Here is a 26,060-nt window from a genome sequence, read left to right on the forward strand (position 1 = left end):
CGCAGTCCTGAAATTCCGACCGGCTCACCATGTCCATCAAATCACAATTTTATCCCCGAAATTACCTATCATAACAGGGGTGATTTATGATCAAAGGCAGCTATATGTACGATACCAATTAAAAGGATCGCACATGACTGACCTGGCCGATAATAATTTAAACGAACTGCTTATTACGCTAACCACGGATATCGTCGCGTCGCATGTCGCTAATAACAGCGTTGCAGTAGGTGATGTGGCTAATCTGATAGCCAATGTTCATAGTGCGCTTGCAGGCCTGAATAAGGCACCCGAACCTGTCGATGAGAAGCCCAAGGGCGCTGTTTCCATTCGGGCATCGATTAAGCCGGACCATCTTATTTCGATGCTGGACGGCAAACCCTATAAAATGCTCAAACGCCATATTCAGCAAAATGGCTACACACCGGACAGCTACCGCGAAACATTCGGTCTGCCAAAAGATTACCCCCTCACCGCGCCGGCTTATTCCGCAACGCGCAAGGCGCTTGCCGTCAAGATCGGCTTGGGCCGCAAAGCCGGAACCAAGGTGAAGGCAGCGACTGCCGCACCCAAGGGCCGCGCGAAAAAGGCTGCGGAACCGGCAGCTACCGAATAATTGAACAAGAAAGCATGTCGCCTGGGGAGCTACTACAATGCTCCTTAGGCGGCATGACGTGCCCCGATAAAAGAAGCAATGATTGAGAGAGCAATGATAAGGGTGACTGCCGATGCCTCCGGTAAGGGCTAGGCATCTCTACAACATTAGCGTGATAAGCCGATAAAATAGCCCAATGGCCTGTGAAATCTACCGCTGCGACGCCATCCCCAATTCCGAATATGCCTGTCGCATTCCGTGAGCCGATAAATTCCCATTCCGCGCCGACAAATTGCGACGGTCAAAACTGCTCAACAACGATCAATTTCGAACCATAACCACATTCGCCTTGGCGCGCCTTTGCAAATGCGGCATAAAATTATCGACCTGCAATATGCCATTCTTGACAGGATGGATCATGTTGTATCATTATTTATATTATTATTACTGTTAAGAGGGCTTCTCTTATGCCTGAATTGACTGTTTTAAAAAATAGCAGGCAGAGCAATCCCCGGCCCAAATGGGGCCTTCACATATTAAGGCCACTGCGTAACATATTTGTTCGAACCCGACGAATTTACTTAACGAAATTTTTGGGCATGGATATCGATCCATCTGCCCAGTTTTCCCTAAGTACCAAATTTGACCATAACAATCCTATGGGCATACATATAGGCGCACAGACCTATATCGCATTTCATGCTTTGATATTGGCCTATGATTTTACACGGGAATTATATTACGATACTTTTATCGGCAAGCGCTGCTTTATTGGTGCGCGCAGCATAATATTACCCGGTGTGACCATCGGGGACGATGTAATTGCTCACGTGGTTGGCAGAAAAGTATTGCGCGGAGGTCGATTGGCTGATTCACCCTACGGATGTCACCGCCGCCGCTTCATGTGCTGACCGAAGCCGAGAAGAACGAGTTGCTGCTCGCGCAGCACGAGATGATCGAGCGACTGGTAGCGCGGATTTCTGAGTTGGAATCCCTGGTCGGCACGCCGCGCAAGACATCCAGGAATTCGCATATTCCGCCATCGAAGGACGACTTTGGCAAGCGCGGTGGCAAAGGCGGTAAGCCCAAGGCTGGCAAGCGCCCGCGTAATTGCTCACGGGGTCGGCAATTGGTGGGCTGATCAGGCGACCACGAATCTGCCGTCGACGAGTTCGCGGATGGCTACGAGGGCCGATTTTCCGCTGAGACGAGCGGTTCCGGTGACGGATCGATATCCAGCGTGGATCTGGGCGCCCCAGTCGGAGCGGAAGCCGTTGGTGACCTTGCGGAACACGACCGAGGGGCGGATCTCGCGCTCTGATATATTGTTGGTCGCAGGGACGTCGCGGTTGGTGAGGAAGACGAAGAACTTGCCCCGCCAGGCCTTGATTTGTTTGAGCAGAACGCGTCCCGCCGGGTGCGCGACAGGCATCTGTACCAGGCGGGTCAGCAGATTGTCGGCCTTCGCGGCGTAGGCGGCCAGCGTCGTGTCCTTCAGGCTGCTTCGTCGCTTGCCGATCCGGATCGCCCAGCGCAGGTGGTCGCGGACTTTGGGAGCGAAGGCGGTATCCCCGCAGTCGATGGCATACTGAACATCGCGCAGGACATGCGCGAGGCAGACCTGATGCTCCTTGCCCAGTTCCTGCTGTCCAGCGTAGCGATCGGAGACCCACACATCAGGTTGGTGGCCGCCCAACACCTCCTCAGCAACACTGCGCGCCCGGCGCGGGGCGATCTTGTGCAGAACCGCGTCTTTCGAGAGGAAGACCCATTGCCAATGGGCAATGCCGTTGGTGCGCGTGGACGTCTCATCGGACGCGATAATCTTTGCCGTGAGCAACTTGTCGGTGATCGCCTTCGTGGCTGCTGTCATTCCGGCCTCCATACGCCTGAACGCGTTGGCGATCGCCCCTTGGGAGATCGTGAGGCCAAACAGCTCCGCAGCAATGCGCGAAAGTCGCTCGAAGCTGACATGGTGGCTGTGATGCAGATAGGCCAGCAGCGAGCGGATGCCGGGGCCAAACGGCGTGCCCGGCTCCATGCCCGCCGGTGCTGCGGCACGGTAGCGACGGCCACATCCCCCGCAGCGCGCACCAAACAATTCGATGCGGGTCACAATCGGACGGATCGGCGGCAGGTCGATATGATCGTAGCGGTGGCGGCAATGCTGGGCCTGCGAGGATATATCGGTCCCGCAATGGCAGCAGCTTGCCGCCATGATGCGTTCGGTTTTGTCCGGCGTCTCGGTCAATGGGCGGTGCTTGCCTTCGCGCGGCGGGCGCTTGCCAGCCTTGGGCTTACCGCCTTTGCCACCGCGCTTGCCAAAGTCGTCCTTCGATGGCGGAATATGCGAATTCCTGGATGTCTTGCGCGGCGTGCCGACCAGGGATTCCAACTCAGAAATCCGCGCTACCAGTCGCTCGATCATCTCGTGCTGCGCGAGCAGCAACTCGTTCTTCTCGGCTTCGGTCAGCACATGAAGCGGCGGCGGTGACATCCGTAGGGTGAATCAGCCAATCGACCTCCGCGCAATACTTTTCTGCCAACCACGTGAGCAATTACGCGCCCGCCGCGCGAAGGCAAGCACCGCCCATTGACCGAGACGCCGGACAAAACCGAACGCATCATGGCGGCAAGCTGCTGCCATTGCGGGACCGATATATCCTCGCAGGCCCAGCATTGCCGCCACCGCTACGATCATATCGACCTGCCGCCGATCCGTCCGATTGTGACCCGCATCGAATTGTTTGGTGCGCGCTGCGGGGGATGTGGCCGTCGCTACCGTGCCGCAGCACCGGCGGGCATGGAGCCGGGCACGCCGTTTGGCCCCGGCATCCGCTCGCTGCTGGCCTATCTGCATCACAGCCACCATGTCAGCTTCGAGCGACTTTCGCGCATTGCTGCGGAGCTGTTTGGCCTCACGATCTCCCAAGGGGCGATCGCCAACGCGTTCAGGCGTATGGAGGCCGGAATGACAGCAGCCACGAAGGCGATCACCGACAAGTTGCTCACGGCAAAGATTATCGCGTCCGATGAGACGTCCACGCGCACCAACGGCATTGCCCATTGGCAATGGGTCTTCCTCTCGAAAGACGCGGTTCTGCACAAGATCGCCCCGCGCCGGGCGCGCAGTGTTGCTGAGGAGGTGTTGGGCGGCCACCAACCTGATGTGTGGGTCTCCGATCGCTACGCTGGACAGCAGGAACTGGGCAAGGAGCATCAGGTCTGCCTCGCGCATGTCCTGCGCGATGTTCAGTATGCCATCGACTGCGGGGATACCGCCTTCGCTCCCAAAGTCCGCGACCACCTGCGCTGGGCGATCCGGATCGGCAAGCGACGAAGCAGCCTGAAGGACACGACGCTGGCCGCCTACGCCGCGAAGGCCGACAATCTGCTGACCCGCCTGGTACAGATGCCTGTCGCGCACCCGGCGGGACGCGTTCTGCTCAAACAAATCAAGGCCTGGCGGGGCAAGTTCTTCGTCTTCCTCACCAACCGCGACGTCCCTGCGACCAACAATATATCAGAGCGCGAGATCCGCCCCTCGGTCGTGTTCCGCAAGGTCACCAACGGCTTCCGCTCCGACTGGGGCGCCCAGATCCACGCTGGATATCGATCCGTCACCGGAACCGCTCGTCTCAGCGGAAAATCGGCCCTCGTAGCCATCCGCGAACTCGTCGACGGCAGATTCGTGGTCGCCTGATCAGCCCACCAATTGCCGACCCCGTGAGCAATTACGGGACGATTGCGTGATCGGATCGGGGTCTGTGGTAATGCGTGACATTCCTGCAAGATCGCTCGTCGGGGGCAATCCGGCACGCATCATACGCAGCGATATCAAAATTCTCGGCGCCTTCGGGCGCATCGCGATGGGCGCTCATGGCGACCATCGGAACTAGCCTCGCGTGGCACTGCGCCGGAATGCAACATGATAGCCGACAACTGATTGCCGGCAGTGTCGTACAAAGCGCGTTGCCGATAGCCAGCGCTATTTCGCCGCTGCGCGCCTGCATGGCGCGGCGACCTGCGCCATGATGCTGGGCAAGCGCCTTGCCTCCCCCTTTCATCGGAGAAGGCATTGACGATAGCCAAAAAAAGCGCTGCCAAATATACGCCTGCCTGGTTCATTGAAAAAATTAGTGGCAGAATCCAGCGCGCGGGCGAACTTTTCCTGGCGGAACGTGCCGTGCGGCACTTTCCCCGGACATGCGAAAAGCGTCCACATCTGCTGCCGTGGCCGCTAGTGGTGTCACTTACTTCCTTTCCCCCGCGTTACCCCACTTTGCACAAGACGCTACGGGCGTTGCTGGATCAGACCGTGCAGGCCGACCACATCATATTGTGGATTGCGAAGGACGACATGTCCACTTTACCCGCCAACGTCCTGTCCCTTCAGGACCATGGCCTAACGATCCGCCCGTGTGACGACCTGCGCTCATTCAAGAAGATCATTCCGGCTCTTCTGGAATTTCCGGCAGCGGCAATCGTTATTGCGGATGACGATATTTATTATGCCCCCGATTGGCTGAAAACGCTTGTCAACGCCGCCGATCCGACAGCCAAGACGGTCGTGGGATGTTATACGCTTCTGGCGCAGACGACCGAAAATGGAACGGCGTTGCCTTATTCACAATGGAAAGAGGAGATCCGGCCAGAAGCCCGTTCCGGTCCAGAAGGCTTGGTGTTTCCGGTTGGAATCGGTGGAGTGCTTTATCCTCCCGGCAGCTTGGACAAGGCCGTAACCGACCAGACGCGGTTCACATCGCTATGCCCCTACGCCGATGATGTCTGGTTGTTTTGGATGGCCCGGCGCGCTGGCGCGTCACATCGCCATGCAGGCGGGCGCTTCCCCTTGACCATATGGCCATCATCGCAAAAAATTGCGCTGAAGCATGAAAATGTCGCGAATAATCGCAACGACTCTCAAATCAAGGCGATGGAGCAAAGCTTTGGCGCTCTTGGCAGCGGCGTTGCAGACACCGCATGAAAACCCTCGCCCCAACCTTGGCGCCCGTGATTCCGTTGAAGGTGACGGTCGCGGCACTGACTTTTCGGCGACCGGACGGTCTGCGGACTTTACTCCATGCACTTGGACAGCAAGAGCTGAACCAGATGCGACCCTATATTTTGACGGTCTTGATCGTCGATAACGATGCCGCAGGGAGCGGCCGCCTTACCGCAGAAGCATTTTCTGCTAATGAGTCCTACCAACTAATATATGTGATCGAACCACGGCAAGGCATCCCCATGGGCCGTAACCGAGCCATGGATGATGCGCCTGCCGACACGGATCTGTTCCTTTTCATCGATGATGACGAATGGCCGGCGCCCGGCTGGCTTGACGCGATGCTCACGACACGAAACATGACGGGTACAGACATCGTTCATGGGCCGGTTGAACCGGTTTTTTCGCCGGACGGTAATCCATATTTCATACAGGCAAGGGTGTTCGCCGATCGAAGCCATTTAGATGGCGAACGGATCGACTACGCCGCTTCCAACAATGTCATGATGGATTTTCGGCGTGTCCGGGCCGCCGGCATTCGCTTTGACGAACGGATGCGTTTCACTGGCGGAGAAGATTTTCTTTTTTTCAATCAAGCATCTCGAATAGGCTTCACTATTTCATGGTCGGATGCAGCGATCGTCTTCGACGGCATACCGGCAACCCGGATGACCTGGAAGTGGGCATTGCAGCGCCAATTTCGGATTGGCAATACGTTCGCCGTCGCCGCTCGCATTCAGGATGATCGATGGGTGCGGTCAAGGTGGCTGGGCATTGGATTGCTACGAATGGGTCTCGGCTTGGCTCTACTGCCGATGCTGACATTTTCGCCACGATATGGATGGCAGGGGATAGCCCATTTGCTTCGCGGTGCTGGAATCGTCGTTGGCATGTTCGGGCTTGCATATGAGGAATATTCGCCAGCCAGACTGGCAACAGCGTAACAAATGAGGTCGCGTATGCTGGCACAGGCCTAATAGCGCCTCATTGGCCTGATCGAAGCAGGGTGCGAAACCGCAGCCTTATCATGGGACTTGTCATCCGGCGCGGGTTTGAGCATGGCCATATCGGTTGAATAGTGCATGAATTCCTCGCCACTCATTGGAAGCCGGATGGGGCAGGAATTTACAGCCTAAAACAACCGTGCCGATTGCACATCCAGCTCACGGCTCGGAGCATGGCTCCGTCTTGCCCGCCTTCAGAATCCGCCGTTTAAATATAGGTCCAACCTGCGACAAAAATTTAGCATCCGCCCGCCCAATAAGCTTAACACATGCCTCTTTAACAATTTTCAGTCCTGGAATCGCGATACATACTTTATTCTCAATTTTACCTAAACCGGCCAATATATTTTGACTTTATAGTAGAGTCTTTCAATCTTTCTCGTCAATTTTTATATAAGATAGTGTATTTTCCGCATGGCGGCTTTACGCTATTTTCGACCTGCGGGATCCGGCTCCAGCAATGCCACTGACCTTCGCGTCCGCTTATTGATAGTGCAGCGTTTTCTCGAACCCTTCATTCGCCTTGGCCATCTTGGCTACTTTCCTGAGTTGGCCGCGAACATGCCGCTCAAAACGCACGTCGTCATAAGCGCCCGTCGCCTGATATTCTTCCTGACCGATCAATTCCTTGACCCAAGTTGAACAGTGCCAGCGGAACACGCAGAGAACGTGAGCTAGTAAGTATCTGATATTGCTGGGCGTGGATTTGGTGGCAAAACCGGGTGTGCTAACAACATTTTGCCTGTGACTGGCGGCTTGGTTTATTTTTACGGGAGCAGGCAGTAACAACCTGCCTATGTATGTCGTCGAACGAGTCGCGCGCGGGCACCGCTATCTGTACCTGGTCGAGAGCGTGCGCGAGGGCAAAGCCGTCCGCCAGCGCACGATCAAGGCTCTGGGCCGTAAGGATGTGCTGGCCGCCAGTGGCGAACTCGACAGGCTGGCCGCCTCGATCGCACGTCACGCGGGACGCAGTGTCATTCTGTCTGACATTGATGCAGGCCGGATCGCAGCCCGCCGGATAGGCGGTCCGCTGCTGTTCGGGCGCCTGTGGCAGCGGCTTGGCATCGATGCTGTAATGGAAGAGGTGCTGGAAGGCCGCCAGTTCGGCTTTGCCGTGGAGCGCGCCGTGTTTGTCGCCACACTGCACCGCCTGTTTGTCTCCGGCTCGGACCGAGCCTGCCTGGACTGGATGGAGAGCTACGCCATCGACGGCAGCGAGGATCTTGCCCTTCATCACTTCTATCGCGCCATGGCCTGGCTCGGCGAGGAGATCGAGGAGAAGACAGAAGGCGCATTGGCACCTCGCTGTGTGAAGGACGTGATCGAGGAGAAGCTGTTCGATCGCCGGCGGGACCTGTTCACTGATCTCAGCCTGGTGTTCATGGATACGACGTCGCTCTCGTTCTACGGTGCAGGCGGCGACACGCTGGGTCGGCGTGGTCATTCCAAGGACCACCGGCCCGAGCTTGCCCAGATGATCCTGGCCGTGGTGATCGACGCCGAGGGGCGTCCGATCTGCACCGAGATGGTCCCGGGCAACACGGCCGACGTGAAGGTGCTCATGCCCATCGTCACGCGCCTGCGTACCCGCTTTGGGATAACCCGCTCGTGCGTCGTGGCCGACCGCGGCATGATCAGTGCCGGTACGATCGCCGCCCTTGAAGAGCTGGGGATGGAATACATCCTGGGTGCGCGAGAGCGCACCAGCAACGTCATCCGCGATGTCGTGCTTGCCGACACTGCTCCGATGGTGCCCCTGGTCCTCGAGCGACAGGCAGGAGACACCCAGCTGTGGGTCAAGGAAGTGCGCGTTGGCAAAGGCGCAGATGCCCAGCGCTACGTCGTCACGCTCAACGAAGCTGAGGCAAGGAAGGACAAGGCCGACCGGCAAGCGATCATCGATGGCCTCCAAACCCAGCTGAAGAAGGGCGACAAGGCCCTGGTCGGTAACTCAGCCTATCGCCGCTATCTCAAGGCCAGCGGCAAGACCTTCGAGATCGACATGGGAAAGCTTGCCGACGAGGCGCGCTACGACGGCATCAGCGTGCTGCGCACCAATGCCCGGATCACCCCGCTGCAGGCCGTCATCCGCTACCGTGACCTGCTTCAGGTCGAGGCCCTGTTCCGGGTTGCCAAGGCGAGCTTCGATACCCGTCCCATCTTCCATCAGTCCGATGCCGCTATCCGCGGCCATGTGTTTGTCTCGTTCCTGGCCCTGACGCTGGCCAAGGAACTGACCCGCTTGTGTCAGGAAAAGGGCTTGCAGCCCGAATGGCAGCCGCTCCTCAACGATCTCGATCGCCTTCAGGAAGCCACCATCGAAAAGGACGGCAAGGTCATTACCACCCGCACCCACGTTTCGGGCCAGGTGGGGAATGTCTTCAAGGCAACCGGCATCGCGCTGCCGGCCAATATCAGCGAACTGCCGCCGCGAACCTGAGCCTCTGCAAGCTCAACCAAACCCAAAAATGTAGTGGTAACACTCGCGCCGGTGCGTGCATGTCATTGAACAAAAATGCCTTTTCCAAAAGCACTGTTCAAGTTGGGCTTGAGGCGTTTGACAAATATGGCCTGCTCGTTGGTGCAATCAGGGAATTGAAGGGCACGGCATACCCATTCCTCAGCGGCTGCCTTGTCATACTCGTCCCGTGCCTCATAGCCGCGCCTGTCCGCCGCCGCCTGATCCAGCCTCGATACGTCGAACCGGCGCGCCAGCCATCTCCTGACCACGGCCCCATCCCACGCTTCTGACGGATCGCTCATCGTTCACTCCAAACCCAATTCGTCATCCGTATAACGACCGAATGGAAAGATGCTACATTGCAGGAAAAGCAGCGACTGTAGACTGATTCACATCCCAAACACGTCATCGCCACAAGATTACATCGCTCTAAATTGGGAAGTCCCCCAGCACCGGCTCAAGCGTAGGTCACGCTCCATTTCCCAACCCAAAGCGCCCCACGCACGACCCAGCCGCGCTCCCATGGGGAAGCCATTTCGTCCAGTGCTGTAGGATTGCCTTCTCAAAGGACTGGTGCCGCTTACAGGACTCGAACCTGTGACCCCCGCATTACGAATGCGATGCTCTACCAACTGAGCTAAAGCGGCGTTGCGGCGGGCAGATAACAGTGGTTGGGCCGCAGGACAAGCACCCAATTGCGCTCTTTGGCCGGATAATGACACCGCACCTGCCATTCGGGCCATCTTTACCGCAAATTTACCATCCCGTGCCACTGTCGAGTCCCAGAATATAACGTATAACCTCATTAGGGACCGACCGGATGGATACTCTGCGGGGACATGACGTCGCCAACGACCAGGACGATTTCGATTATGCCGACGACGCAGATATTGAAATGCCGCCTTCCGTCGTTTCCGATGAACGGCGTATGCAGGTGCGCGCCTATAATTATTGGGCCTCGCTGCTGGGCGAACGATCGCTCCCGTCGATAGAGGATCTGTCGCCCGATCAACTGGAAGATTTTGGCCCCTACAGCGTATTGCTCGATTTCAGCACCGGGCTGGACAATCCCGCGATCGTCTATCTCGGCACGGCGCTGCGCCGTGAGTGCGACATTCACGGGACCATCGATTATATCAACGATGTGCCAGCCCGGTCGCTGCTGTCGCGGTTGACCGACCATTATCTTCAGATCGTGGCCAACGCCGCGCCGATCGGGTTCGAGGCGGAATTCGTCAACCAGCGTGGCGCGGAAATTCTCTATCGCGGCATATTGATGCCCTATTCGTCCGATGACGAGACGATCGATTTCGTGTTCGGTGTCATCAACTGGAAGGAAGTGGCCGACCGCGACGTGACCAGAGCGCTGGAGCGGGAAATCGGCGAAGCAATGATGGGGGTTCAGGCATCTGGCCCGGTAACGCCGGTCTGGGCCGATGGTCCGGTTACCAGCCCGCAAGACCAGCCGCCCGCAATCCTTACTCCGACCGCCATCGTGGATGATGAACCGCTCGACCTGTCGGGCATGGAAAGCCCCGATGAGGATGCGCCACTGGCCGACTGGCTGGCACTGGCGCGCGACGGAGCGGAACTGGTCCGCACGAGCGAGGCGCGCAGCCATGCCGCGCTCTATCGCGCCATTGGCCTGGCCTATGACTTCGCGCTCGTGGCGCAGGTTCGGCCCGACGATTATGCGCAATTGCTGGCCGACACCGGAATCAAGGTGCAGGCGCGCAGCCCGATGACCGCAATCATCAAGCTGGTTTTCGGTGGCGGTTACGACAAGACGCGCATTACCGAATATGCAACGGCCCTTGATCATGGCTGGGCAGCGGGTCTGGGCGTAGGATCGCTGGCGGACTATCTGTCTGCCTATGCCGGTGGTCTCAAAGCCCTGGTCCGTGACGAACGCGCGCTGCGCCGCGCCGAAGCCCCGGCCCGGCCCGACCGTCGTCAGAGCGCCCGCACGGCCATGAAAGCGGCCGTGGCGATCGATCCGCTGGCCGTCGCCACCGATGAAGATGGTCTGGCGATCGTCATTGCGCGTCGCGAAGCCGATGGCAGCCTGGTTCTGGTCGGCGCGCTGCCGCAGGGATCGGACCTTGGCACGCGCGTCATTGCCGCCGTGGCGCGCTGACCCGACTTTTTCGGCTTCGTCCGGCATGTCTGGCCGCACATGGCAAAGCGATCGTCCGAAAATGCTTTGCGGACGGTTCGTCTGCACTCGACATGCCGGAAAGGCTGGCCGATAGTGGCACAGCCCCGCCCCGCGTCCGCCATGCGGGCGATGTTGCGGTGCATCATAATATTTCAATGAAGAGAAATTTTATTTCACGCCCCGTCTTGAGCCGCGCTTGCGCCAAAGGCATATAGACGCTCCCAAGCCGAGGAGTCGCATGGTGGCGATCCAGCGCCTCCTCCGTTCAGATCAAAGCGGAATCAGTCCGCTGTGAGAGGTAAGCGAATGACCGCGCTGGCTGAAGCGAAGATCAAGGAAGTCGATACATTCATCCGTGAAGCGCTGGAGGCTGCGCTGGAGCGTGGCGCCCTGCCGGGCGAGCGAGAGGGGCTGGACGAAGCGGCCCTGGCGCAGGCCGCCGCCTTCCTGGGCCGCACGGCCAATGGCCGCAAGCCGGGACAGGCCGCGATTGCCATCGAAACGCTGGGTGAAGGCGCAAATGGCCGCTATATGCGGATCGCGCTTGTCAATGACGACATGTCCTTTCTGGTCGATTCGATTGCCAACACGCTGGCAGCGTCGGACATCACCATTCACCGCCTGTTGCACCCGGTCCTGTCGGTGACGCGCGACGCCGACGGCGCGCTGACGGCGATATTGGACGAAGATTCGCCCGGCGCGCGCCGCGAATCGATGATCTATATCGAAGCCGACCGCGCGGATGCCAAGGCACGCCGCGCGCTGGAAAAAGCGTTGCGCGACACGCTGGCCGACGTGCGCACGGCTGTGGTCGATTGGGCCGCGATGCAGGCGGCCATGGCGGCGGACGCCGACGCCGTGTCGGATGAGGAAGGCGCGGCGCTGCTGCGCTGGTTCCTGGCGCGGCATTTCACCCAGACCGGCCATGAAGTCATTCACCGCGACGGCACCAGCAGCGCGCGGCTGGGCGTTTGCACCCGGCATGACAAGCCGCTGATCGCGCCTGCTTCGCTGGAAGCGGCCTTCACCTGGTTCGAGGAAGGCAAGCGCACCCCGCTGATCATCAAGTCCAGCCGGCTGTCGCGCATCCATCGGCTCGTGCTGCTCGACCTGATCATCATTCCGGTGCGGGAAGGCCGCGACGTCAAGGCGCTGTCGATCCATGCGGGCATGTGGACCAGTTCGGGCCTGTCGGCGACGCCGGAAAAGGTGCCATTGTTGCGATCGGCACTGTCGAACCTGATGGACAAGTTCGGTTTCGATCCGGCGGGCCATGCGGGCAAGACGCTCGCCCATGCGCTGACGGCTTTGCCCCATGACATCACGATCGGCTTCGACCGCGAAACGCTGGAGCGGCTGGCGCTGACGTTCATGTCGCTCAGCGACCGGCCCCGGCCCAAACTCGCTCTCGCCACCAGTGCGCTGGCCCGGCATCTCTATGCCTTCGTCTGGCTGCCGCGCGACGAATTGTCGACCGCGCGGCGGGTGTCCATTCAGGACATGCTGTCGCAGGCGGCTAATGGCCCGGTGCTGAGTTGGTCGATTGCGCTGGAAGAAGGCGGGCTGGCGCTGTTGCGCATCACGCTGGATTTGCGCGATGGCGGCGTGGTGCCGGACGATACGGCGCTCGACCGTCAGTTGAAGCTGATGGTGCGCGGATGGGTGCCTGCGGTCGAGGAAGCGCTGGCCGAAACCGAGGAACCGGGGCGGGCCGCTGCACTGGCGCAACGCTATGCCGGTGGCCTGCCGCTCGCCTATCGCAATGGCGCAGGTCCAGCCGAAGCGGCAATCGACATTCGCCTGATCCACAGCCTGTCCGGGCCGGGCGACAAGGCGATCCGCATCTATCGCAACCCGGAGGATAGTGCCGAACGGCTTCGCCTCAAACTCTACAGCCACAATACCATCGCCCTGTCCGAAGTCGTCCCGGCGTTCGAGAATTTCGGGTTCCGCGTGATCGAGGAAATGACGACCCCGATCGACAATGGCGCCTGTGGCCATATTCAGCGGTTCGTGCTGGAACTGCCCGCCGGCGGTGACGCGCAGGCCGTTGTCGCCCGCGCCGATGTGGTGACCGAAGCCGTCGCTCAGGTGCTGGAAGGCCGCGCCGAAAATGACCGTTTCAACGAACTGATCGTGACGGCCGGGCTGGCCCCGCGATCGGTCGTGCTGTTCCGAGCGCTGTTCCGCTATTTGCGCCAAACCGGCATGGCCTATGGCATGGCGACCTTTGCCGAGACGCTGCGCCGGGCGCAGGACGTCGGCACGCATCTGGTGGCACTGTTCGAAGCGCTACACGATCCCGCCGCGCGCAATGGCGCCGACGACAAGGTGGCGCAGGCGCAGGCAGCAATCGACGCAGGGCTGGAGAAAGTCACCGCGATCGACGAGGACCGGGTGTTGCGCCTGTTGCGGGCAGTCATCGCCGCGACGCTGCGTACCAATTTCTACAGCGATGCTGCGTCCGAAGCGCTGGCGTTCAAACTGGACAGCGCGCAGGTGCCGGGCCTGCCCGCGCCGCTGCCATGGCGCGAAATCTGGGTCTACTCTCCCCGCGTCGAGGGCATCCATCTGCGCGCCGGGCCAGTCGCGCGCGGCGGGCTGCGCTGGTCCGACCGGCGCGACGATTTCCGCACCGAAATATTGGGCCTGATGAAGGCGCAGCGCGTGAAGAATGCCGTCATCGTGCCAACCGGCGCAAAAGGCGGCTTCTACCCCAAGCAACTCCCCAACCCGCAGGCGGACCGGGACGCCTGGATCGCCGAGGGGACCGAAAGCTATCGCATCTTCATCCGCGCGCTGCTGTCGGTGACCGACAATATCGTCGATGACAAGGTGAAGCACCCGGCCAAGGTGGTGGTCCATGACGGCGACGATCCCTATTTCGTCGTCGCCGCAGACAAGGGGACGGCAACGTTCAGCGACGTGGCCAACGCCATTGCGCTCGACCGCAAATTCTGGCTGGGCGACGCTTTCGCCAGCGGCGGATCGAACGGTTACGACCATAAGGCGATGGGCATCACCGCGCGCGGCGCATGGCTGTCGGTGCAACGGCACTTTGCCGAAATGGGCGTGGACGTACAGAGCGAGCCTGTCAGCGTCGTGGGTTGTGGTGACATGTCGGGCGACGTGTTCGGCAACGGGATGTTGCTCAGCAAGGCGATCAAACTGGTGGCCGCCTTCGACCATCGCCACATCTTCTTCGACCCCACGCCCGATCCTGCCGCAAGCTGGGAGGAACGCAACCGCATGTTCGCGCTGCCCCGGTCCAGTTGGGAAGATTATGACAAGGCGCTGATTTCGCCGGGCGGCGGCGTATTTTCGCGCGCGCTCAAATCCATCAAGCTGACCCCTGAAATACAGCAGATATTGGGCGTGAGCGACGCGGAGATGGAGCCGGGCGCGCTGATTTCCGCGATCCTCAAGGCGCCTGCCGACCTGCTGTGGTTCGGCGGCATCGGCACCTATGTGAAGGCAGCGGCGCAAAGCCATGGCGATGTCGGTGATCCGGCCAACGACCGGCTGCGCGTCAATGCCGAACAGTTGCAGGTCAAGGTCATCGGCGAAGGCGCCAATCTTGGCACGACGCAGGCGGGCCGCATTGCCTTCGCGCTGAAGGGCGGGCGGATCAATACCGACTTCATCGACAATTCGGCAGGCGTCGATTGTTCGGATAATGAAGTGAACATCAAGATCGCGCTGAACAAGGAAATGGCCGAAGGGCGCTTGCCGTTCGACGCGCGCAACGCCCTGCTGGAAAGCATGACCGATGCGGTCGGCGATCTGGTGCTGGAAGATAACCGGCTGCAAGCGCTGGGCCTGTCGATTGCCGAAAGTGGCGGCGCAGCCGAACTTGCCAGCTATGTCCGCCTGATCGAGACATTCGAGGAAAGCGGGCGGCTGGACCGACAGGTCGAAGGGCTGGCGGCGAACGACCAGTTGCTGCGGCGCGGACAGGATGGTCAGGGCTTTACCCGGCCCGAACTCGCCGTGCTGCTGTCGACGGCCAAGCTGTCGTTGCAGGATGCGATCGAACATGGCGACCTGGCCACTGACGAAACGATGACCGGCGAATTGATGGCAGCCTTCCCCCCTGCGATGCAGGAAAAGGAAGCCGATGCGATTGCCGCCCATGCCCTGCGCAAGGAAATCATCGCTACCAAGGTCGCCAACCGGATCGTCAATCGGCTCGGCATCATCCACCCGTTCGAACTGGTGGAGGAAGAAGGCTGTTCGCTCGCCGACATGGCCAGCGCCTTCCTGATCGCCGAACGGCTCTACGACATTCGCATGCTGTGGGACGATATCGACGCAGCCGACATGTCGGAAGCGGCGCGGCTGGCGCTGTTCGGCACGATCGCCAGCGGGATGCGGGCGCAGATCGCCGACATATTGCGCAGCGCACCGGCAGGAACGCTGCCGGGGGCTGGCCATGCCCTGCTGGCCGATGGCGTTGGCAAGCTGGCCGCTCAGGTCGACGACCTGCTGACCAGCGAGGCACAGCGGCGCACCAATGCGGTGACCGACCAGCTTCTGGCGCTCGGCGCGCCAGAAACGCTGGCGCAGCGTGCGGCGGGGCTGTTCAAGCTGGACGGCGCGGTCGGCATTGCCGCGCTGGCCCGACGGATGGGCGTGGACGAAATCGCGCTGACCCGCGCCTTCACGCATCTGGGCGAAGCAGTCGGCATCGATTGGGTCCAATCGGCCGCCGCGCGGATGGAACCGACCGATCCATGGGAACGGCTGCTGATGTCGGGCGTGGCCCGCGACATGCAGCAGGTGCGGCTCGACTTCCTGGCGCAATCGGGTCCGAAAGACAGCGACATGGACATAGCTGCGCGTGTCGAGGACTGGCTGGTCCAGCGCGGCGCACGGATCCGCCAGTTCCGCAGCCTAGTGCAGCGGGCCAAGGCCGCAGCGGTCCCCAATGTCGCCATGCTGGCCGAAATCGCCGGGCAGGCGCGCGGGCTTCTGGGCCGGTAAACGCGGGACAGGCATAATAAAGGGCGGGGGCAGAGATGCCTCCGCCTTTTTTGTTCGCCGTGGGGCATCCGCCAAAATGCAGCGGTGATTCGCGGTTATAGTAAGGAAACTGGCTGGGGCGGCAGGATTCGAACCTGCGCATGGCGGCATCAAAAGCCGCTGCCTTACCGCTTGGCGACGCCCCAGCAGGGCCGAACATTGTCGGCGCGGATCGGCATATAGCGTGTGATTGGCGAAAGGAAAGCCTAGTCATCACAGTTTCGTGACGCCAATATGCACGCTTTGCATCGCGCTGGATTTTCATTGGTCATGTCCGCTTCCTCCTCATCCCCTACCGCCGCCCAAATGTCGCCCGCATCGCCGCTATTCCTGCGGGAGGATGAGATCAGGCGGGGGATCGAGATGCTCTATTTCGGCTATTCCGCGCTGACCCGGTCGATCGACGAAGGGCTGGGCGCGCTGGGGCTGGGCCGGGCGCACCATCGGGCGCTCTACTTCATTTCGCGCCAGCCCGATCTGACGGTGAAGGAATTGCTGCGCCTGCTGGCCATCACCAAACAGTCGCTGGGGCGCGTGCTGAACGATCTGATCGATCGCGGCTATATCGAAACCCGCCCCGGCGCGAACGACCGGCGGCAGAAACTCCTGCGGCTCAGCCCGGCGGGCGCGGCGCTGGAAGCAGAGCTGTTTCGTGCGCTGCGCGAAAAAATGGCAAGCGCCTACGCGCAGGCGGGCCAGGGATCAGTGACCGGATTCTGGCGCGTTCTGGAAGGGCTGATCCCCGATGCTGACCGATCCATGGTGTTCGGCCTGCGCGGCGGATAGCCCGCCCGACGAAACTTTATCGCGGCTCCTGCGCTTAACAGGCTCCACCGATTGGGGAAGAGGAAGTCTTATGCGTAAATCCGTTATGGCCGCTGTTGCAGCCTTGTCGATCGTCGGCCTGTCGGCCTGCACCGAAAAGACCGAGGACAAGGTCGAAGCGGCCGGATCGTCCATCGGCAATGACATCAGCACGTCGGTAGACCGGGCAGGCGACAAGATCGACAATGGCCTGGACAAGGCAGGCGCGGCGATCGACCGGGGCGCGGACAAGGTTGACGCTGCCGCTGATGAGGCCGCAGCCGACGCCAAGCGCGAAACCAAGGAAGCCAAGCAGGATGTCGGCACCACGCTTCAGAAGGCCGGCACCGACCTGAAGAACGACTGATCGCAGACAGCTGATCGCAGACAGGGGCCGCCCCGCAGGACGCGGGGCGGCCCATTGCCCTAAAACACCACGTTACGGACGAACCGCACCGGCGCGTCGCCGCGATTGGTGAAGATATAGGGCCGGTCGCTGGTAAAGATCAGGAAATCGCCCGCGCCGACGACGCGCTCGCCATCGTCCAGCTCGACCACCAGCACGCCTTCGATCACATAGAGCATCTCATGCCAGTCGGCGGCATCTGCCTCCGCCGGATAGCGTTCGCCCGAACCAAGCGACCAGGTCCACAACTCTGCCTCGCGCGTGGCAGGCACCGTCCCCAGCAATGTCGCGCGGCTGGCCGCATCGCTGCCGCGCCAGGCAAGGCTGTCGATACGACTATTGTCGCGCATGTCGGGCGGCCGCACGATCTGCGAGAAGCTGACGTCCAGCGCCTGCGCCAGCCGGTCGAGCGTCGACAGGCTGACATTGGCCTCCCCGCTTTCCACGCCCACGATCATCCGGCGACTGACCCCGGCATGGGCCGCCAGCGCATCCTGACTCAGCCCGCGTTCGGCACGCAAACGGCGGACATTGCCCGCGACATGGGCAAGGACATCGGGCCGATCCGTGTCGGCGGCAGGTTGACTGTGCAATATATTGCTCATAAGAGACTGCGCATTATGTTGCACAATGCGCCCCTCGACAAGCCCCGCAATCGCCGCCTGATGATTGGCCGCCCCGAACTCGCGCTGATTGGCGTGACGATCCTGTGGGGCGGCACGTTCCTGATCGTCCATGGTGCCATGCGAGAGACGGGACCGCTATTCTTCGTCGGGCTGCGCTTCGCGACGGCGGCATTGCTCACCTTGCCCCTGGCGCTGCCAGTGTTGCGCGGCCTGACCCTGCATGAACTGCGCGCAGGGATCGTGATCGGCATCGGCATTTTCGTCGGCTATTCGCTCCAGACATGGGGGCTACAAACGATCAGCAGCAGCACATCGGCCTTCATCACGGCGGCCTATGTGCCGCTGGTGCCGGTGCTGCAATGGATCATCCTGCGCAGGCGGCCCCGGCTGGCCAGCTGGATCGGCGTCGCGCTCGCTTTCCTTGGCCTGTTGCTGGTCGCCGCGCCCGAAAAGGGGCTAATGCTGGGGTGGGGCGAAACGCTGACTCTCATCAGCACAGTTGCGATCGCGCTGGAAATCATCTTCATCAGCCTGTGGGCCGGCACGGTCAATGTCGCGCGGGTGACGGTGGTGCAACTGGCCGTCACTGCCCTGCTCGCCTTTGCCTGCATGGCTCCGGCGGGCGAAGCCATCCCGCCCTTTTCATGGACCATCATCCTGTCCGCCTGTGGCCTTGGCGCAATGACGGCGCTGATCCAGTTGGTGATGAACTGGGCGCAGCGCACCGTGTCGCCAACCCGCGCGACCCTGATCTACGCGGGCGAGCCAGTCTGGGCCGGGATCATCGGGCGAGTCGCGGGCGAACGCTTGCCGCCGATGGCCCTGCTGGGCGGGATGCTGATCGTCGCGGCGGTCATCGTCAGCGAAATGCGCTTTGGCCGCCGCAAGGCGGATTGACCTACCCGCGCGTAAACACCGGCGCGCGTTTCTCGAAAAAGGCGGTAAACGCCTCCTGCGCCTCGGGCGACGCCAGCGTCTGGCGGAACAGCTCCGCCTCCTCCTCGATCCGCGCGGCCAGCACGGATGGGTCGCCCTTCATCAACCGCCGGGTCAGCGCCAATGCCTGTGGCGGCCTGGCCACCAGCGCCGCCGCCTTCGCACGGGCATGGGCCAGCAGCATGTCGGCAGGAGCGATCGCCGTTACCAGCCCGGCCTGATCGGCGGTCGCCGCGTCCATCGGCTCCCCCAGCAACAGCATCGCCGCCGCCTTGGCATGGCCCAGCGTCGCGGGCGCGAGCAGGCTGGACCCGGCTTCCGGCACGATGCCCAGATTGACGAACGGCATGATGAAGCGTGCGTCAGGCGCGGCATAGATCAGGTCGCAATGGAACAGCATCGTCGTGCCGACCCCGACCGCCAGCCCCTGCACTGCCGCCACGACCGGCTTGTCGAACGCAGCGATGGCGCGGATGAAGGCGAAAGCGGCAGCGCCTCCCTCCGGCCCGGCCATGAAATCCTTCAGGTCGTTGCCCGCGCAAAAGGCATCGCCCCGCCCCGCGAACAATATCGCGCCAATGTCAGCACGGGCGGACGCATCGGCCAGCGCCGCCGTCATCGCCCGATACATCGGCGCAGTCAGCGCATTTTTCTTGTCCGGGCGGTCGATATGGATTTCCATAACGCCCCGTTCGACGATGATGGCGATAGGCTCGCTCATGCGCGACTCTCCTTTGGCTTTTGCTGACCGTAAAAGAGTTGGCGCAAGGCGCGCGCCGCGTCTATCCCCTGCGCCACCGTGCCACCCAAGCCAAAGCCCGTGATGAACCGACTGCGCCTAGCCCTCGACCCCTTCCTGTTGCTGCTGATCGGCACGGTTGCTCTAGCGTCCTTCTTCCCCGCGCGGGGTGAAGCCGCGCGAATTGCGGACTGGGCGGCGGATGCGGGCATCGTCCTGCTTTTTTTCCTGCATGGTGCCAAATTATCGCGCGACGCGATCTGGACCGGGGCGAAGGCGTGGAAACTGCATATCGCGGTGCTGGCGTCCACTTATGCGCTGTTCCCGCTCATCGGCGTCGCCAGCCAGTGGATCGGCGCAATCCCCGACACAATGCGCGCCGGTTTGCTGTTCCTGACGCTGCTGCCATCGACCGTGCAATCCTCCATTGCCTTTACCGCCATCGCGCGGGGCAATGTCGCAGCGGCCGTGGTCAGCGCGTCGGCCTCCAACCTGCTGGGCATTGTCCTCACGCCCTTGCTGGTCGCGCTGCTGATGCCCATGCCGGGGAGCGGCGGCGGCCTGATTTCCTTCGATGCCATTGAAAAGATCATGCTACAATTGCTGCTGCCCTTCATCGTCGGGCATCTGGCCCGGCCCCTGATCGGTGCCTTCGTCGCGCGGCACAAGGCCATGATCGGGCGCGTCGACCGGGGTTCCATCCTGCTGGTGGTCTATGCCGCCTTCAGCGCGGCGGTGGTCGAAGGGCTGTGGCAAAGCGTGTCGGCAGGCGAAATGGCAGTGCTGGCGGTGGCGTGCAGCCTGCTGCTGGCCGTCGTGCTGATCGCCACCTGGGGTCTGGGCCGGATGATCGGGCTGTCGCGGGAGGACGCCATCGTGCTGCAATTTTGCGGGTCGAAGAAAAGCCTGGCGACCGGCGTGCCGATGGCGGGCCTGCTGTTCCCCGCCGCCATGGTCGGGCCGATCCTGCTGCCGGTCATGCTGTTCCATCAGATCCAGTTGATGGCCTGCGCGCTATTGGCCCGGCGCTATGGCGCGCAACTGGCCGACGAAACCCATGGCTGACCCGGTATCGCCCGACATGCCGGGCCGGGCGCCATAGCCATGGTCCCGCCTCGCCCCGCAAAGCATTTATGGACATTGTCGCCATATAGTTATACGCCCGTATAACTGGAGGACGGGGGCGTGATCGAGGAAGGGCGAAACGGGGCAGACCCCGATGCGGCATGGAGCCTGCCCGCCTGGACCTATAGCGACCCCGAATTTTACGCTGCCGAAGTGGCGCGCATCTTCCGCCCCGCCTGGCAAATCGCCTGTCATGACAGCGACTTGGCCCAGCCGGGCGACTATCACACTATTGTCCATGTCGGTGAATCCATCATCGTCATCCGGGGTGAGGACGGGGTGGTCCGCGCCTTCACCAATGTGTGCCGCCATCGCGGCGCGCGGATCGTCGATGACATGGCTGGCTGCGCGAAGAAGCTCGTCTGTCCCTATCATGGCTGGACCTATGAAAATGACGGGCGGCTGACCGGCGTGCCGATGAAGGCGGGCTATGGCGCAATGGATATGGCCAACCACGGCCTGACCCCGGTGGAGGTCGAATCCTTCCACGGCTTCCTGTTCATCCGGCTGGTCGATGATGGAGGGCCATCGGTGGCGCAGATGATGGCCCCGTATCTGGACACCATCGCATCCTACCGCTTTGCCGACCTGCGCGCGCTGGGCCGGGTGACGCTGCGCCCGCGCGCCGTCAACTGGAAGAATATCGGCGACAATTATTCCGACGGCCTGCACATCGCCGTCGCGCATCCCGGCCTTAAACGGTTGATGGGCGATGGCTATGGCGTGGAGGCCAGCGCCCATGCCGACCTTATGCGGGGACCGATAATCGACCGGCCATCGACCAACCTGTCCGAACGCGCCTATCAGCATTTCCTGCCCGCCGTGCCGCATTTGCCCCCCGACCGCCAAAGGCTGTGGACCTATATCAAGCTGTGGCCCAATTTCGCGTTCGACATCTATCCCGACCAGGTCGATTTCATGGCATGGATGCCCGTGTCGCCAACCCAGACCATGATCCGCGAAATCAGCTATGCCATCCCCGATGACCGGCGGGAAATGCAGGCCACACGCTACCTCAACTGGCGCATCAACCGGCAGGTCAATGTCGAGGATACGGCGCTGGTCGCACGAGTGCAGGCGGGCATGGCATCGGACAGCTTCACCGTGGGGCCGCTCAGCGAAGCCGAAGTCGCGCTGCGCCATTTTTGCGGGCGGATTCGGCGCGTCATCCCGCAGGCCCGGCTGCATCGCGCGCCGGTGCCGGGGTGGAGTAAAGACGCATGACCACATCCTATGATGCCGTCATCATCGGCGGCGGGCATAACGGGCTGGTCTGCGCCTTCTACCTCGCGCGGGCAGGCTACAAGGTGCGCATATTGGAGCGCCGCGCGGTTGTCGGCGGCGCGGCGGTGACGGAGGAATTTCACCCCGGCTTCCGCAATTCGACCGCCAGCTACACCGTCAGCCTGCTGAATCCCAAAGTCATCCGCGACATGAAGCTGGTCGACCATGGCTATCGCGTGATCGAACGGCCGATCAGCAATTTCCTGCCGCAACCCGATGGTGGCTATCTCAAGCTGGGCGGCAGCATCGCCCGGACACAGGCGGAATTTGCCCGGTTCAGCGCCAAGGACGCCGCTGCCCTGCCCGCTTATTATGAAGCGCTGGACGTGGTGGCCGACATGCTGCGCGACCTGGTGCTGAAAAGCCCGCCCAATGTCGGCGACGGGCTGTCGATGCTGGTCGATCTGATCAAACAGGGGCGCAGCATTACGAAGCTGACGCTGGAACAGCAGCGCGACATACTGGACCTTTTCACCAAATCGGCACGCGACTTTCTGGATGGCTGGTTTGAAAGCGACGCGGTGAAAGCCGCGTTCGGCTTCGATGCGGTGGTCGGCAACTATGCCTCGCCCGACACGCCGGGCAGCGCCTATGTGCTGCTGCACCATGTCTTTGGCGAAGTGAATGGCAAGAAGGGCGCATGGGGCCATGCCGTCGGCGGCATGGGCGCAATCACCCAGATCATGGCGCAGGTCGTGACTGCCATGGGCGTGGAAATCAGCCTGGAAGCCCCCGTCGAAACCGTACTGATCGACGCTGGGCGCGCCATGGGCGTGCGACTGGAAAGCGGCGAGGAAGTCATGGGCGGCGCGGTGATCGCCAATGTCGGGCCAAAGCTGCTCTACGAACAGATGATCGCCCCCGCCGACCTGCCCGCCGATTTTTCCCGACGTATCAAGGGCTTCAAGGCTGGATCCGGCACCTTCCGCATGAATGTCGCGCTGTCCGCCCTGCCCGACTTCACCTGCCTGCCCGGTGTTGGCGAACATCATCAATCGGGCATCATCCTTGCCCCCACGCTCGACTATATGGACCGCGCCTTCATGGACGCAAAGCGCGATGGCTGGTCGCGCGAACCGATCGTGGAAATGCTGATCCCGTCCACCATCGACCACTCGCTTGCGCCTGCCGGATGCCATGTCGCCAGCCTGTTCTGCCAGCAATTCGCGCCTGTCCTGCCAAACGGGCGCAACTGGGATGACGAACGGGAAGCAGCGGCCGACTGCATCATCGCCACGGTCGAACGCCACGCCCCCGGCTTCACCAAATCGGTGATCGCGCGGCAGATTCATTCGCCCCTCGACCTGGAACGCAAATTCGGGCTGATCGGTGGTGACATCATGCACGGCCACCTGTCGCTGGACCAGATTTGGGCCGCGCGCCCGGTGCTGGGCCATGGCGCCTATCGCGGGCCAGTGAAGGGGCTGTATATGTGCGGCGCTGGCACCCATCCGGGCGGCGGCGTGACCGGCGCACCGGGGCATAATGCCGCGCGCGAAATATTGCGCGACGGGGCATTGCCGGGGCGGTTGTGGCGGCGCAAGTGATCCGCTTGCCCAACGCCCCGCCCTCGCTTAAAGGGTCGGTTCATGCCCGACATGCTCATTCCCGACCACACGCCTGACCTGACGGGTCGGGCGTTGTTTCCGCACCGGCATCTGCTGTCCATCGCGGACCTCAAACCCTGGGAAATCCGCTTCCTGCTGGATGAGGCGGAACATTGGGCGCGCTCCAACCGCAGCGGCGCGCGCAAGCATGACGACCGGCTGGCCGGCATGACCCAGATCAACGCTTTCTTCGAAAACAGCACCCGCACGCTGCTGTCTTTCGAAATTGCCGGCAAGCGACTGGGCGCGGACGTGGTCAACATGCACGCTGGCCAATCGAGCGTGAAGAAGGGCGAAACGCTGATCGACACGGCCATGACGCTGAACGCCATGGCCGCCGACGTCATCGTCATCCGCCACGCCAGTTCCGGTGCCGTCGCGCTGATCGCGGACAAGGTGGACTGCCCGGTGCTGAACGCGGGCGATGGCTGGCACCAACATCCCACCCAAGCCTTGCTCGACGCGCTGACCATCCGGCGGCGCAAGGGCAGTTTCGAAGGGCTGATCGTGGCGATCTGCGGCGATGTGTTGCACAGCCGGGTCGCCCGCTCCAACATGCTGTGCCTCGCCGCGTTGGGCGCGCAGGTGCGCGCCGTCGCCCCGCCCACGCTGATGCCGCCAGAAGTCGAAATGCTGGGCGCGACTCCCTTCACCCGCATGAACGAAGGGCTGGATGGCGCGGACGTCGTCATGATGCTGCGGCTTCAAAATGAGCGGATGGACGGCGCATTCATCCCCTCGGCACGCGAATATCATATGCTCTATGGCCTGACGCCCGAACGGCTGGCGCTGGCCAAGCCCGACGCGCTGGTGATGCACCCCGGCCCCATGAACCGGGGCGTGGAAATCAGCAGTGTGGTGGCAGACGATCCCGCTCGCTCCGCCATCACCGAACAAGTGGAAATGGGCGTCGCCATCCGCATGGCCTGCCTCGACGTGCTGACGCGCGGCGCGCGCGGTGTGGAGGGATGGGCGTGATGGTGAACAATCTTTCGCTCGTTTCAATGTGGATGCACCGCCCATGACCACCATCGCTATCGTCAACGGCCGCCTTGCCGATCCGGCGGCAGACAGCGTGCAGCCCGGCACCATCCTGATCGAAGGCGACCGGATCGTCGCGGCGGGCGACATAGCCGTGCCGGGCGACGCGGAACGGATCGATGCGCAGGGACTGGTCGTCGCCCCCGGTCTCATCGACCTGGGCGTATTCGCCACCGACAAGCCCGCCTTTCATTTCGGCGGCATCACCCGCGCCGCGCTGATGCCCGATCAATCCTCCCTGCTGGATGACGCCGCGCTGATCCGCCAGGCGACCCGCGCAGGCAAGCCCGACTTCTGGGTCCACCCGATCGCGGCGGCGACACGCGGCCTGAAAGGCGCGGAACTGGCCGAAATCGGCATGATGCAGGCGGCAGGCGCAAAGGCTGTCGGCACCGGGCGGCAATGGATCGCGGATTCCGGCGTGATGCTGCGCGTGCTGTCCTATGCCGCCGGGCTGGGCCTGACGGTCATTGCCCATGCCGAAGATAGCGGACTGGCGGGCAAGGCCGTCGCCACCAGCGGCGAAACCGCGACCCGGCTGGGCCTGCCCCACGCCCCCGCCTGCGCCGAAGCGATGGCCATCGCCCGCGACATCATGCTCGCGCGCGAAACCGGCGCGGCGATCCATTTCCGGCTGGTGACGACGGCGGCAGGCTTCGCTCATATCCGCGCGGCCAAGGCGGAAGGATTGCGGGTCAGTTGCGGGATCAGCCCCGCCTATCTGTTCCTGGCCGACAATGCCGTCACCAATTTCCGCACCTTCGCCCGCCTGTCCCCTCCCCTGCGGTCGGAGGATGACCGCAAGGCCAGCATCGCGGCCGTCGCGGACGGCACGGTCGATGTCATCACATCCAGCCACGACCCGCGCGGGCCGGAGGATAAGCGCCTACCCTTCGCCGATGCTTCGCCGGGCATGGCGGGCGCGGAAACGCTGCTGGCGCTCTCGCTCAATCTGGTGCGCGATGGCCATGTCAGCCTCAATCGCCTGATGACCCTGCTCAGCGCCAATCCCGCGCGCATATTGGGCGTCAACGCAGGCAGCTTTGCGCCGGGCAGCGCCGCCGACCTCATCTTCGTCGATCCCGATGCGCCATGGATCGTGGATTCCGCCAAGATGGCCGCGTCCGCAGGCAACACCCCCTTCGACCGCGTGCCGGTACAAGGCCGCGCAAGGCGGATCATGAAGGGCGGCGCATTCCTTTAGGTTGCAGCAGATACTCCCATCCTCCCCTTGCAGGGGAGGT

The 26,060-nt window shown here is 62.0% G+C and carries 21 protein-coding genes, 2 tRNA genes and 1 pseudogene; 17 read left to right on the plus strand and 7 right to left on the minus strand.

Annotation, left to right across the window (positions count from 1 at the left end):
- Positions 1-133: 133 nt before the first annotated feature.
- The 3 genes from SPBM01_RS08430 to SPBM01_RS08440 all read left to right on the plus strand — a co-directional run bounded on the left by SPBM01_RS08430 (position 134) and on the right by SPBM01_RS08440 (position 1,736).
- Positions 134-616, plus strand: a complete 483-nt coding sequence (locus SPBM01_RS08430; protein ID WP_188065033.1) for a MucR family transcriptional regulator — start codon at positions 134-136, stop codon at positions 614-616.
- Between the two features lie 578 nt (positions 617-1,194).
- A complete protein-coding gene (locus SPBM01_RS08435; protein WP_223177804.1) occupies positions 1,195-1,506 on the plus strand; it encodes an acyltransferase in 312 nt (103 codons plus the stop codon).
- Complete coding sequence (locus SPBM01_RS08440) at positions 1,500-1,736, plus strand: DUF6444 domain-containing protein (RefSeq protein WP_410483030.1); 237 nt, start codon at positions 1,500-1,502, stop codon at positions 1,734-1,736. The genes SPBM01_RS08435 and SPBM01_RS08440 overlap by 7 nt, the downstream gene beginning before the upstream one ends.
- Here the strand turns inward: SPBM01_RS08440 and tnpC (SPBM01_RS08445) are convergent, their stop codons facing one another.
- Positions 1,737-3,092 carry an IS66 family transposase gene (tnpC, locus tag SPBM01_RS08445; protein WP_188062681.1) on the minus strand — a complete coding sequence of 452 codons (1,356 nt, stop codon included), beginning with the start codon at positions 3,090-3,092 and terminating at the stop codon, positions 1,737-1,739.
- Positions 3,093-3,158: 66 nt separating this feature from the next.
- Between tnpC (SPBM01_RS08445) and tnpC (SPBM01_RS08450) the strand changes: the two are divergent.
- The 3 genes and pseudogenes from tnpC (SPBM01_RS08450) to SPBM01_RS08460 all read left to right on the plus strand — a co-directional run.
- A pseudogene (gene tnpC / locus SPBM01_RS08450) lies at positions 3,159-4,298 on the plus strand (IS66 family transposase); the annotation flags it as partial.
- A 375-nt stretch (positions 4,299-4,673) separates the two neighbouring features.
- A complete protein-coding gene (locus SPBM01_RS08455; protein ID WP_188065037.1) occupies positions 4,674-5,582 on the plus strand; it encodes a glycosyltransferase family 2 protein in 909 nt (302 codons plus the stop codon).
- Positions 5,579-6,544, plus strand: a complete 966-nt coding sequence (locus SPBM01_RS08460; protein ID WP_188065039.1) for a glycosyltransferase family 2 protein — start codon at positions 5,579-5,581, stop codon at positions 6,542-6,544. Before SPBM01_RS08455 ends, SPBM01_RS08460 begins: the two co-directional genes overlap by 4 nt.
- Positions 6,545-7,087: 543 nt before the next feature.
- Here SPBM01_RS08460 and SPBM01_RS08465 read toward each other — a convergent pair.
- Complete coding sequence (locus SPBM01_RS08465; protein ID WP_188065041.1) at positions 7,088-7,393, minus strand: hypothetical protein; 306 nt, start codon at positions 7,391-7,393, stop codon at positions 7,088-7,090.
- A 7-nt stretch (positions 7,394-7,400) separates the two neighbouring features.
- On the opposite strand from SPBM01_RS08465, the gene SPBM01_RS08470 reads away from it, so the two are divergent.
- Positions 7,401-9,047, plus strand: a complete 1,647-nt coding sequence (locus SPBM01_RS08470) for an IS1634 family transposase (protein WP_188063842.1) — start codon at positions 7,401-7,403, stop codon at positions 9,045-9,047.
- Positions 9,048-9,109: 62 nt separating this feature from the next.
- Here SPBM01_RS08470 and SPBM01_RS08475 read toward each other — a convergent pair whose 3' ends face one another.
- Both SPBM01_RS08475 and SPBM01_RS08480 read right to left on the minus strand, forming a co-directional pair.
- Positions 9,110-9,370, minus strand: coding sequence for a hypothetical protein (locus SPBM01_RS08475; protein ID WP_188065043.1), 261 nt, complete (start codon positions 9,368-9,370; stop codon positions 9,110-9,112).
- Between the two features lie 269 nt (positions 9,371-9,639).
- Positions 9,640-9,715: transfer RNA gene (locus tag SPBM01_RS08480), tRNA-Thr, on the minus strand.
- Between the two features lie 173 nt (positions 9,716-9,888).
- Between SPBM01_RS08480 and SPBM01_RS08485 the strand changes: the two genes are divergently transcribed.
- Entirely contained in the window at positions 9,889-11,205 is a 1,317-nt protein-coding gene (locus SPBM01_RS08485) for a hypothetical protein (RefSeq protein WP_188065044.1), read from the plus strand.
- Positions 11,206-11,532: 327 nt separating this feature from the next.
- Positions 11,533-16,209, plus strand: a complete 4,677-nt coding sequence (locus SPBM01_RS08490) for an NAD-glutamate dehydrogenase (RefSeq protein ID WP_188065046.1) — start codon at positions 11,533-11,535, stop codon at positions 16,207-16,209.
- A gap of 110 nt (positions 16,210-16,319) precedes the next feature.
- Here the strand turns inward: SPBM01_RS08490 and SPBM01_RS08495 are convergent.
- Positions 16,320-16,394, minus strand: a tRNA-Gln gene (locus tag SPBM01_RS08495).
- A gap of 124 nt (positions 16,395-16,518) precedes the next feature.
- On the opposite strand from SPBM01_RS08495, the gene SPBM01_RS08500 reads away from it, so the two are divergent.
- A complete protein-coding gene (locus tag SPBM01_RS08500; RefSeq protein ID WP_188065048.1) occupies positions 16,519-17,034 on the plus strand; it encodes a MarR family winged helix-turn-helix transcriptional regulator in 516 nt (171 codons plus the stop codon).
- 70 nt (positions 17,035-17,104) lie between these two features.
- Positions 17,105-17,419: a hypothetical protein gene (locus SPBM01_RS08505; RefSeq protein ID WP_188065050.1), complete on the plus strand. Its 315-nt coding sequence runs from the start codon at positions 17,105-17,107 to the stop codon at positions 17,417-17,419.
- A 59-nt stretch (positions 17,420-17,478) separates the two neighbouring features.
- Here the strand turns inward: SPBM01_RS08505 and SPBM01_RS08510 are convergent, their stop codons facing one another.
- Entirely contained in the window at positions 17,479-18,063 is a 585-nt protein-coding gene (locus tag SPBM01_RS08510) for a helix-turn-helix domain-containing protein (RefSeq protein ID WP_188065052.1), read from the minus strand.
- Positions 18,064-18,078: 15 nt separating this feature from the next.
- On the opposite strand from SPBM01_RS08510, the gene SPBM01_RS08515 reads away from it, so the two are divergent.
- A complete protein-coding gene (locus SPBM01_RS08515) occupies positions 18,079-18,981 on the plus strand; it encodes a DMT family transporter (RefSeq protein WP_188065054.1) in 903 nt (300 codons plus the stop codon).
- A gap of 1 nt (position 18,982) precedes the next feature.
- On the opposite strand, the gene SPBM01_RS08520 is transcribed toward SPBM01_RS08515, so the two are convergent.
- On the minus strand, positions 18,983-19,741 hold the full coding sequence (locus SPBM01_RS08520; protein WP_188065055.1) for an enoyl-CoA hydratase-related protein: 759 nt from the start codon (positions 19,739-19,741) through the stop codon (positions 18,983-18,985).
- 102 nt (positions 19,742-19,843) lie between these two features.
- Here SPBM01_RS08520 and SPBM01_RS08525 point away from each other — a divergent pair, with 102 nt between their 5' ends.
- From SPBM01_RS08525 to SPBM01_RS08545, 5 genes are all read left to right on the plus strand, one after another.
- The gene (locus tag SPBM01_RS08525) at positions 19,844-20,824 is read left to right on the plus strand and encodes a bile acid:sodium symporter family protein (protein ID WP_188065057.1); all 981 of its coding nucleotides are present in this window, start codon (positions 19,844-19,846) and stop codon (positions 20,822-20,824) included.
- Positions 20,825-20,947: 123 nt separating this feature from the next.
- A complete protein-coding gene (locus SPBM01_RS08530) occupies positions 20,948-22,108 on the plus strand; it encodes an aromatic ring-hydroxylating oxygenase subunit alpha (RefSeq protein ID WP_410483049.1) in 1,161 nt (386 codons plus the stop codon).
- Positions 22,105-23,715, plus strand: a complete 1,611-nt coding sequence (locus SPBM01_RS08535) for a phytoene desaturase family protein (RefSeq protein ID WP_188065061.1) — start codon at positions 22,105-22,107, stop codon at positions 23,713-23,715. The genes SPBM01_RS08530 and SPBM01_RS08535 overlap by 4 nt, the downstream gene beginning before the upstream one ends.
- Before the next feature lie 51 nt (positions 23,716-23,766).
- On the plus strand, positions 23,767-24,753 hold the full coding sequence (locus SPBM01_RS08540) for an aspartate carbamoyltransferase catalytic subunit (RefSeq protein ID WP_410483050.1): 987 nt from the start codon (positions 23,767-23,769) through the stop codon (positions 24,751-24,753).
- Positions 24,754-24,796: 43 nt separating this feature from the next.
- On the plus strand, positions 24,797-26,020 hold the full coding sequence (locus SPBM01_RS08545; protein WP_188065065.1) for a dihydroorotase: 1,224 nt from the start codon (positions 24,797-24,799) through the stop codon (positions 26,018-26,020).
- Positions 26,021-26,060 lie beyond the last annotated feature (40 nt).

The organism is Sphingobium sp. KCTC 72723, assembly GCF_014280435.1.
GTDB lineage: Bacteria > Pseudomonadota > Alphaproteobacteria > Sphingomonadales > Sphingomonadaceae > Sphingobium.

Coding starts and splice junctions, on each gene's coding strand:
- SPBM01_RS08540 (WP_410483050.1), top strand. CDS start 23,767: ATGCTCATTCCCGACCACACGCCTGACCTGACGGGTCGGGCGTTGTTT.
- SPBM01_RS08510 (WP_188065052.1), bottom strand. CDS start 18,063: ATGAGCAATATATTGCACAGTCAACCTGCCGCCGACACGGATCGGCCC.
- SPBM01_RS08490 (WP_188065046.1), top strand. CDS start 11,533: ATGACCGCGCTGGCTGAAGCGAAGATCAAGGAAGTCGATACATTCATC.
- tnpC (WP_188062681.1), bottom strand. CDS start 3,092: ATGTCACCGCCGCCGCTTCATGTGCTGACCGAAGCCGAGAAGAACGAG.
- SPBM01_RS08520 (WP_188065055.1), bottom strand. CDS start 19,741: ATGAGCGAGCCTATCGCCATCATCGTCGAACGGGGCGTTATGGAAATC.
- SPBM01_RS08475 (WP_188065043.1), bottom strand. CDS start 9,370: ATGAGCGATCCGTCAGAAGCGTGGGATGGGGCCGTGGTCAGGAGATGG.
- SPBM01_RS08535 (WP_188065061.1), top strand. CDS start 22,105: ATGACCACATCCTATGATGCCGTCATCATCGGCGGCGGGCATAACGGG.
- SPBM01_RS08505 (WP_188065050.1), top strand. CDS start 17,105: ATGCGTAAATCCGTTATGGCCGCTGTTGCAGCCTTGTCGATCGTCGGC.
- SPBM01_RS08545 (WP_188065065.1), top strand. CDS start 24,797: ATGACCACCATCGCTATCGTCAACGGCCGCCTTGCCGATCCGGCGGCA.
- SPBM01_RS08500 (WP_188065048.1), top strand. CDS start 16,519: ATGTCCGCTTCCTCCTCATCCCCTACCGCCGCCCAAATGTCGCCCGCA.
- SPBM01_RS08435 (WP_223177804.1), top strand. CDS start 1,195: ATGGATATCGATCCATCTGCCCAGTTTTCCCTAAGTACCAAATTTGAC.
- SPBM01_RS08430 (WP_188065033.1), top strand. CDS start 134: ATGACTGACCTGGCCGATAATAATTTAAACGAACTGCTTATTACGCTA.
- SPBM01_RS08485 (WP_188065044.1), top strand. CDS start 9,889: ATGGATACTCTGCGGGGACATGACGTCGCCAACGACCAGGACGATTTC.
- SPBM01_RS08515 (WP_188065054.1), top strand. CDS start 18,079: ATGTTGCACAATGCGCCCCTCGACAAGCCCCGCAATCGCCGCCTGATG.
- SPBM01_RS08470 (WP_188063842.1), top strand. CDS start 7,401: ATGTATGTCGTCGAACGAGTCGCGCGCGGGCACCGCTATCTGTACCTG.
- SPBM01_RS08525 (WP_188065057.1), top strand. CDS start 19,844: ATGAACCGACTGCGCCTAGCCCTCGACCCCTTCCTGTTGCTGCTGATC.
- SPBM01_RS08460 (WP_188065039.1), top strand. CDS start 5,579: ATGAAAACCCTCGCCCCAACCTTGGCGCCCGTGATTCCGTTGAAGGTG.